Origin of the sequence: Streptomyces sp. CLV115, assembly GCF_038448545.1 — a bacterium.
GTDB lineage: Bacteria > Actinomycetota > Actinomycetes > Streptomycetales > Streptomycetaceae > Streptomyces > Streptomyces sanglieri.
In genome coordinates this window covers 1-7,515 of the sequence record NZ_JBCEWQ010000249.1, presented here as the reverse complement: position 1 = coordinate 7,515, position 7,515 = coordinate 1, and the positions used below count along the sequence as shown (strand labels likewise).

7 protein-coding genes and 1 tRNA gene are annotated in these 7,515 nt (G+C 71.7%); 4 read left to right on the top strand and 4 right to left on the bottom strand.

The window, feature by feature from the left end:
* On the top strand, window positions 1-1,197 hold a 1,197-nt coding region (locus AADR41_RS40200), incomplete at its 5' end, for a DoxX family membrane protein (RefSeq protein ID WP_342287258.1).
* 95 nt (window positions 1,198-1,292) lie between these two features.
* On the opposite strand, the gene AADR41_RS40195 is transcribed toward AADR41_RS40200, so the two are convergent.
* The 3 genes from AADR41_RS40195 to AADR41_RS40185 form a co-directional block, all read right to left on the bottom strand.
* Window positions 1,293-2,000: a nucleotidyltransferase family protein gene (locus tag AADR41_RS40195; RefSeq protein WP_124717236.1), complete on the bottom strand. Its 708-nt coding sequence runs from the start codon at window positions 1,998-2,000 to the stop codon at window positions 1,293-1,295.
* Between the two features lie 34 nt (window positions 2,001-2,034).
* The gene (locus AADR41_RS40190) at window positions 2,035-2,448 is read right to left on the bottom strand and encodes a hypothetical protein (RefSeq protein WP_124717235.1); all 414 of its coding nucleotides are present in this window, start codon (window positions 2,446-2,448) and stop codon (window positions 2,035-2,037) included.
* A 224-nt stretch (window positions 2,449-2,672) separates the two neighbouring features.
* Window positions 2,673-3,809, bottom strand: a complete 1,137-nt coding sequence (locus AADR41_RS40185; RefSeq protein ID WP_342287256.1) for an ABC transporter ATP-binding protein — start codon at window positions 3,807-3,809, stop codon at window positions 2,673-2,675.
* Window positions 3,810-3,987: 178 nt separating this feature from the next.
* Between AADR41_RS40185 and AADR41_RS40180 the strand changes: the two genes are divergently transcribed.
* The 3 genes from AADR41_RS40180 (at window position 3,988) to AADR41_RS40170 (ending at window position 6,296) form a co-directional block, all read left to right on the top strand.
* Window positions 3,988-4,061: transfer RNA gene (locus AADR41_RS40180), tRNA-Thr, on the top strand.
* A 180-nt stretch (window positions 4,062-4,241) separates the two neighbouring features.
* On the top strand, window positions 4,242-5,405 hold the full coding sequence (locus AADR41_RS40175; RefSeq protein ID WP_342287255.1) for a serine hydrolase domain-containing protein: 1,164 nt from the start codon (window positions 4,242-4,244) through the stop codon (window positions 5,403-5,405).
* A 105-nt stretch (window positions 5,406-5,510) separates the two neighbouring features.
* Complete coding sequence (locus AADR41_RS40170) at window positions 5,511-6,296, top strand: MerR family transcriptional regulator (protein ID WP_342287254.1); 786 nt, start codon at window positions 5,511-5,513, stop codon at window positions 6,294-6,296.
* Window positions 6,297-6,298: 2 nt separating this feature from the next.
* Here the strand turns inward: AADR41_RS40170 and AADR41_RS40165 are convergent, their stop codons facing one another.
* A complete protein-coding gene (locus AADR41_RS40165) occupies window positions 6,299-7,486 on the bottom strand; it encodes a Glu/Leu/Phe/Val dehydrogenase dimerization domain-containing protein (RefSeq protein WP_342287259.1) in 1,188 nt (395 codons plus the stop codon).
* Between the last annotated feature and the right edge of the window lie 29 nt (window positions 7,487-7,515).

The following is a 7,515-nucleotide window of genomic DNA, read 5'->3' as shown; positions in this document are numbered from 1 at the left end:
GCCCCCCACCAGCCGGACCGCTACGGCAACGGCCCGCTGCTGCCGCCCATGCGCAGGGCGGTCGGCGCCTTCGACGACTACGGCGCGCCGTACGCAAAGGAGCCGTACGACGACGAGGACGGGTTCGACGAGGAGCGCGAGGCCCGGAGCGGGCGCCAGAACAGCGACTCGGTCCGGCACGCGTACTACCCCGGCCGCCGGATGAACCTCGGCGTCGTGCTGCTCCCGCTGCGCGTCTTCCTCGGCTTCATCTCCATCTACGCCGGCATGGGCAAGCTGTGCGACCCGGTCTACTTCGACGGCGGCGACCGCGGCTCCATGGTCAAGTGGCTGAACTCGCTGCACCCCTGGGCGATGGCCGAGCCGCTGCGCGACTTCGCGCTCTCCCATCCCGTCGGCGCCGGACTCACCGTCGCCTTCCTCCAGGTCGTCGTCGGCGTCCTCACCGTCCTCGGCCTCTGGCAGCGGGTCGCCGCCGCGTTCGGCGCGCTGCTGTCCGCCGCCCTGCTGGTCACCGTGAGCTGGCGCACCGTCGCCGCCTACGACGCGCCCGACATCATCTACCTCGCCGCCTGGAGCCCGCTGATCATCGCGGGCGCGCCGGTCTACTCCGTCGACGGACGGCTCGCCGGTGAGGCCTGGCGCAGGCTCGGCCCGCGCTCGGCGATCTGGGACCTGCGCCGCCGGGTGCTGCGCCGGGGCGCCGTGGTCGCCTCCGTCGTCGTCGGTCTCACCCTGCTGGTGGGCGCGGTGCTCGGTGGCGCGGTCCGGTCCTCCGGGGTGGTCACCGTGCCCGGCCCGAACACCGACCCGACCAACCAGCTCCCCGGCTCCCCGCTCCCGCGGGAGTCCCACAGCGGCCGGGCCTCGCACTCCCCGGAGGGGCAGCGCCCCGTGCCGTCCCGGAGCAGCGCCGCCACGACGCCGTCCACCGCGCCGTCCACGCCCGCCGCGGGCACCGTCCGCGAGTCCGGTCAGGCGGCCGGTGCCGGCCAGCCCAGCCAGACCCAGGGCACCGGTCGGGAGGTCCCGCAGCAGACGGCCCCGCAGCCGCCCCCGTCCAGCAGCTCCGGCCCGTCGTCGTCCGGTTCCACCGGTACGGGCGGCGGCTCCACCGGCGGCGGCTCGGACGGCGAGGGTACGTCCGGCGGCACGTCGGGCGGCGGACAGAACCCCATCGGCGGCCTGCTCGGCTGAGCCGCAGGCCCGTACAGGACGGCCCGCACAGGACGGAAGGGGCGGTCACCGGTATCCCGTACCGGTGACCGCCCCTTCCGGTTCGACGGACGGCCCTACTGCCCGAGCTCCTTGGCGGCCTCGGTGAGGTCCTTCGCCGTGTCGATGGCCCGCCAGTAGGCGCCGTGCGGGAGCGGGTACCCGGCCAGCCTGCGTTCGCGGGCCAGCCGGGGGAACGTCGTCCGCTCGTGGTCACCGAGGTCCGGCAGCAGTGTGGTGAATTCCGGGGAGAAGACGTACACGCCGGCGTTGATCAGATACGGCGACGGCGGCGACTCGATGAAGTCGGTGATGTGCCCGAACGCGTCGGTCTCCACGGCACCCCAGGGGATGCGGGGACGGGCCAGGGCCAGGGTGGCGGTCGCATCGCGTTCGGTGTGGAACGCGGCCATCTCGCGCAGTGAGAAGCGCGTCCAGATGTCGCCGTTGGTGGCGTACCAGGGCTGTTCGGGGTCGGGGAGCCGGGCGGCGGCGTACTTCAGCCCGCCACCGCGGCCCAGCGGCTCGGACTCCACGACGGTCGTCACGCGCAACGGCAGCACCGCCGAGTCCAGCCACTCCTGCAGCACCTCGGCGAGATGACCGCACGACACCACGGCGTCGGTCACGCCCTCGGCGGCCAGCCAGGAAAGCTGATGGCCGATGATCGGCGTCCCGGTGCCCGGGATCTCGACCATCGGCTTGGGGCGGTCGTCGGTGTACGGGCGCAGCCGCGACCCCTGGCCACCTGCCAGGACCACGGCCTGCGTCGGATACGTATGCATGCCAGGCACGATATGCGGTGCCCGGAGCGGTCGGTCAGCTGAACTGGGCGACGCCCGAGGCGAAGGAGGTGTCGCAGACGGGGCGCGAGAACCGGTGGGCGTGGGTGGGGCCGTACTTCTCGACGGCGGCGCGGCCCAGGGCCTTGGCGATCGACATGCAGTGCCGGGCGAGCGAGGGGCGGCCCTCGACGGAGCGCTGGAGGTCGGTGAGCGCGACCGTCGGGTCCTTCTCCCGGAGCTCCAGGAGCAGCCGGTCGCGGAGGGCGTCCTGCGGGGTGCGCGTCTTGGCGCGCTTGGAGATGTCGTGGGCCGACGCGGTCAGCACCTGCGGCTCGGAGCCGTGCGCGGCCCACGGCACGCTGGTGACGGCGAGGGTCCCGGAGAGGACCATCACGACGGGCAGGACGAAGGCGAGGGATCGGCCGATGCGGCGCGCGGTGTGGGTCACGCAGCGAGCGTAGCGGGCAGTGATGATATGGCGACAATTCGTCACTCTTGAGGGGGATGGTTCGAGGGTGTTTTTCGAATTCGGTGTTGACGAACGGAGCCGAAATGACCGGTGTGCCGGGGAATCCGGCGCCGTACGGGTCCAAACCCCCGGGCGTCCCGTGGCGCGCGAACGGCCCCGCACGAAGAACGTGCGGGGCCGCCGTGGTGCGGGTGTGCGGGGCGTCAGTCGGTGAGACGGGCACCCGTCGAGGTCGAGAAGACGTGCAGCTCGTCCGGGCGCGGCACGACGTGCAGCTTGGTGCCCTTCTCCGGGACGGCACGGCCGCCGACGCGGACGACCAGGTCCTTGTGCTCGCCACCGACCTCGGCCGCACCGTAGACGAAGCCGTCGGCGCCGAGCTCCTCGACGACGTTGACCGAGACGGCGAGGCCGGCCGGGGCGTCGGCGCTGTCCTTCGAGAGGGACTTCGCGGCGGCACCGCCGTGCTCGACGATGTCGAAGTGCTCGGGGCGGATGCCGACCGTGACGGTGGTGTCGCCCTTGTCCGCGGCGGCGGAGAGCGCCTCGCGGGAGACCGGGACGACGCTGTTGCCGAACTTCACGCCGCCGTCGGTGATCGGGACCTCGATCAGGTTCATGGCGGGGGAGCCGATGAACCCGGCCACGAAGAGGTTCGCCGGCTTGTCGTACATGTTGCGCGGCGAGTCGACCTGCTGGAGCAGACCGTCCTTGAGGACCGCGACCCGGTCGCCCATGGTGAGGGCCTCGACCTGGTCGTGCGTGACGTACACGGTCGTGATGCCCAGACGGCGCTGGAGCGAGGCGATCTGCGTACGGGTGGAGACACGGAGCTTGGCGTCGAGGTTCGACAGCGGCTCGTCCATGAGGAAGACCTGCGGCTCACGGACGATGGCACGGCCCATCGCGACACGCTGGCGCTGACCACCGGAGAGCGCCTTCGGCTTGCGGTCCAGGTACTCGGTGAGGTCCAGCATCTTGGCGGCCTCTTCGACCTTCGCCCGGATCTCGGTCTTGTTGACACCGGCGATCTTGAGCGCGAAGCCCATGTTGTCCGCGACGGTCATGTGCGGGTACAGCGCGTAGTTCTGGAACACCATGGCGATGTCCCGGTCCTTCGGGGGCAGGTGCGTGACGTCGCGGTCGCCGATGCGGATCGCGCCGCCGTTGACGTCCTCAAGACCCGCGAGCATGCGCAGGGAGGTCGACTTGCCACAACCGGAAGGACCGACGAGGACGAGGAACTCACCGTCCGCGATGTCGATCTCAAGCTGGTCCACGGCCGGCTTCGTGGAGCCGGGGTAGACGCGGGACGCCTTGTCGAACGTGACACTGGCCATGCTGGATCTTCTCCTCCACCGGCAGGAACGTGCCGGACGATCCGAGTGCGGGAGTGGTCTGGTCCACTTGGATGAACCTTCAGCGACGCTACCTGGCCATTTCGAATCTGTCAGTAGTTCGACGCCCGCGAAATTTCGGGACCGCGCGGGTGCGGCGTTGGTTACACTGCTCCGGCACGCCTCCTTAGCTCAGCTGGCCAGAGCAACGCACTTGTAATGCGTAGGTCGTCGGTTCGAATCCGACAGGGGGCTCCGCGAAGGCCCAGGACAGAGCGCATCTGACCTGGGCCTTTTGGTGTCCTGCGGCCGAACTCCATGAGTGTGAGCCGGATCACGGTTGAGGTTGACCTCGGGTCGGGGTGGAAGCTCGGCACATCGGCAGACCGCTACGGGCGCCGATCCGGGTACGGCGGATCCAAGGGAGCAACCACCATGTCCACCAACCTTTCCGGCCACGACCGGAACACGCTCGACGACGCTGCCAAGCGGGAGCGGCCGGGGCTTCGGAAGGCCCTGGAGGAGATCGTCGGTTCGGGCATCACCGGGATCACGCTGCGCGTGCACGACGAGCGGGGCGAGTGGGTCGGCAGTGCCGGGGTGAGCGAGCTGGGCGGGGCCGAGAAGCCGCCGGTGGACGGGCACGTCCGGATCGGCAGCAGCACCAAGACCTTCATCGCGGCCCTGGTGCTGCGGCTGGTGGCCGAGGGCGGGGTCGAGCTGGACGCCCCGGTGGCCGGATATCTGCCCGAGCTCGGGGTGGACGGGCGGATCACGGTGCGGATGCTGCTCCAGCACACCAGCGGGATCTTCAACTTCACCGGTGAGTACTACGAGGACGGGACGGTGGTCGCGGGGATCCCGGCCACCACCGCGGGCAAGGAGTGGGTGGACAACCGCTTCAGGACCTACCGGCCGGCGGAGCTGGCGCGGCTGGCGCTGTCCAGGCCGGCGCGGTTCGAGCCGGGCACGGGCTGGAGCTACTCCAACACCAACTACGTGCTGGCCAGGCTGCTGATCGAGCAGGTCACCGGCCGCTCGGTCACCGAGGAGATGCGGCGGCTGATCCTGGAGCCGCTCGGGCTGTCGGGCACCGCGGTGCCCACCACCGGGACGGAGATCGCGGAGCCGCACGCCCACGCCTACTACCGGTACGAGGACGCCGGTGAGGAGCGGACGGTCGACGTCACCAGGCTGAATCCCTCCTGGATCTCCAGCGGTGGCGACATGATCTCGACCTCCCGGGACCTGCACACATTCATCTCCGCGCTGGTGGGCGGCAAGCTGCTGCCGGACGGGCTGCTGGCCGAGATGTGCGCGCCGCGCCCGACGCCCATTCCGGGCATGGAGTACGGCCTGGGGGTGTTCGTGCAGGACACGGGCCGTGGTGGCACCGTCATCACCCACAACGGCGGCGCCGCGGGCCATGCGGCGCTGATGTACAGCACACCCGACGGGAGCCGGACCATGACCGGCACGCTGAACTACGTGGACGATGCCGCGCTGTCGCTTGCCGCGGCATTCCAGCGGGCTACGCAGCGGCTCGTGGACGAGGTGTTCTGCGACGGGCCGGCCGATCCGGCCCGGCCGGCGGGCTGAACACCGGTGCTCCGTAGGCCCGGAGAGGTGTTTCCTCACGGACTCGCAGCGGGCGGCACGCGCATCCGCGCCACGCCGGGCCGAAGCGCGAGGCAGGCTTGGCGGATGAACAATGGAGTCACGATCGGGCAGGCGGCGGCCTTCGTCGGCGTCACGGTGAAGACGGTGCGGCACTACCACAAGCTCGGCCTGGTCGAGGAGCCGGAGCGCGACAGCTCCGGCTATCGACGGTACGGCTCGGCCGAACTGTTGCGCCTGGTGCAGGCCCGCACGCTGGCCGGCGCCGGGGTCCCGCTGGCCGAGATCGGGCCGCTGCTCGATGCCGACGCCACGCGGTTCGCCGCCGCGCTCGTCGATGTCGAACGTCAACTCACCGAGAAGATAGAGGAGTTGGCTGCTCGGCGTGACATGCTGCACCGGCTCGGCGACGGCAACCGGGCGCTGCTGCCCGACCGCGCCGTGGCGCTGCTGGAGCGGATGTCCGGCCTCGGCTTCACCGCGGACGAGGTGGCGGCCGCCCGGGAGGGCCTGGTGCTCGCCCGGGCCCTGGTTCCCGAGGGCTTCGACGACCACCTCGGCCATGTCGAACAGGCTCTGCGGGATCCCCGGTTCGTCGCCCTGAGCAAGCGCGCCGCCGAATCCGCTGCCTGGGAGCCCGACGACCCCCGCATCGCCGAACTCGCCGCCGCCATGGTCGACCACTACCTCGCCGACCCCGCACAGCTCAGGATCGTGACCGGCCTGCAGGCCCGCACCGAGTCCGCCACCCGGTACGAGATGATCGCCCACCACGGCGAGGAAGGGGCGCCGTCCTCGGCCCGGCTGGTCGCGCTCGTCGAGGCCGGGCTCCGCGCCGCCGGTGTCCGTATCCCCGGACCGCGCCCCCGCTGAACTCAGTTGTCGTATCCGGATCGTTCGCGGAACTGTCCGAAGCGTTCGGTGACGATCGGCAGCCGGTCGGCGGCCAGGGCGTGCGCGGCGGCCCTGGGGGTGCTGTTCTCGGCCTCGGCGCGGGACAGCATCTGATCGACCAGGGCACGCATCGACCGGCGGGTGTACGCGAACGCCTCGTCGGCGTCGGCGCCGATGTCGCCGAACAGGGTCCACCACCACCAGGCGTTCGTACCGGAGTTGACGACGACGTCCGGCAGTACGGTGATGCCGCGGGCGGCCAGCAGTGTCTCCGCCTCCGGCACCACCGGCATGTTGGCGGCCTCGACGATCCAACGGGCGGTGATGCCCGCCTGGTTGGTGGCGTCCACGGCGTACGAGACGGCGGCCGGCACCAGTACCTCGGCGTCGGCGGTCAGCCAGGCGTCGGCCGGGAGCTCGTGGTCCTCGGCGCGCAGGGCGGCGCGGTCCACGGTGCCGTGGCCGTCGCGGGCGGCGAGCAGCGCCTCGACGTCCAGGCCGGCGGGGTTGGCGATGGTGCCCTTGATGTCGGCGACGGCGACGACGCGCAGCCCTGCGCGGGCCAGGAAACGGGCGGTGGCGCCGCCCATGGTGCCGAGGCCCTGCACAGCGACGCGGGTGTCCCGGTGGGCGGCGCCGGCCCGGTCCAGGGCGGTGAGCACCGATTCGGCGACGCCGCAGCCGCCCACCAGCTCGTCCAGGCCGATGCCGTCCACGTCGATGGCGAACGCGTCGGCGAGGCGCCGCCGGGCGGCCCCCTCGTCGTCCAGGAGCGGGTAGACCGCCTGTATGGACGAGACCAGGCCCGCCTCGGCGGCCGCCCGGTCGACCAGGTCCTGGGTGAGGCCGAGGTCCTCGCCGGTGGTCCAGAAGTGCTCGATGTAGGGGCGCACGGCGCGCAGGTAGCGGACGAGGACGCCGTAGGCGGCGGGGTCGCGCGGGTCGCAGTCGATGCCGCCCTTGGCGCCGCCCAGCGGGATGTAGCGGCCCCGCGGGTCGTAGTGCAGTGCCTCTTTCATCGTCATGCCGCGGGCCAGGCCGGTGACCTCCTCCAGCGTGCAGCCGGAGCGCATCCGCAGACCGCCGCTGGAGACGCCGCGCACCAGGCGGTCGATGACCAGGTGCCCCTGGCGCCCGGTCTCCTGGTCGGTCCAGGTGAGGGAGATCAGGGGAGGGGCGGTTGTGGAGGGGGCGGCGG

Coding starts and splice junctions, on each gene's coding strand:
- AADR41_RS40185 (WP_342287256.1), bottom strand. CDS start 3,809: ATGGCCAGTGTCACGTTCGACAAGGCGTCCCGCGTCTACCCCGGCTCC.
- AADR41_RS40170 (WP_342287254.1), top strand. CDS start 5,511: ATGAACAATGGAGTCACGATCGGGCAGGCGGCGGCCTTCGTCGGCGTC.
- AADR41_RS40195 (WP_124717236.1), bottom strand. CDS start 2,000: ATGCATACGTATCCGACGCAGGCCGTGGTCCTGGCAGGTGGCCAGGGG.
- AADR41_RS40175 (WP_342287255.1), top strand. CDS start 4,242: ATGTCCACCAACCTTTCCGGCCACGACCGGAACACGCTCGACGACGCT.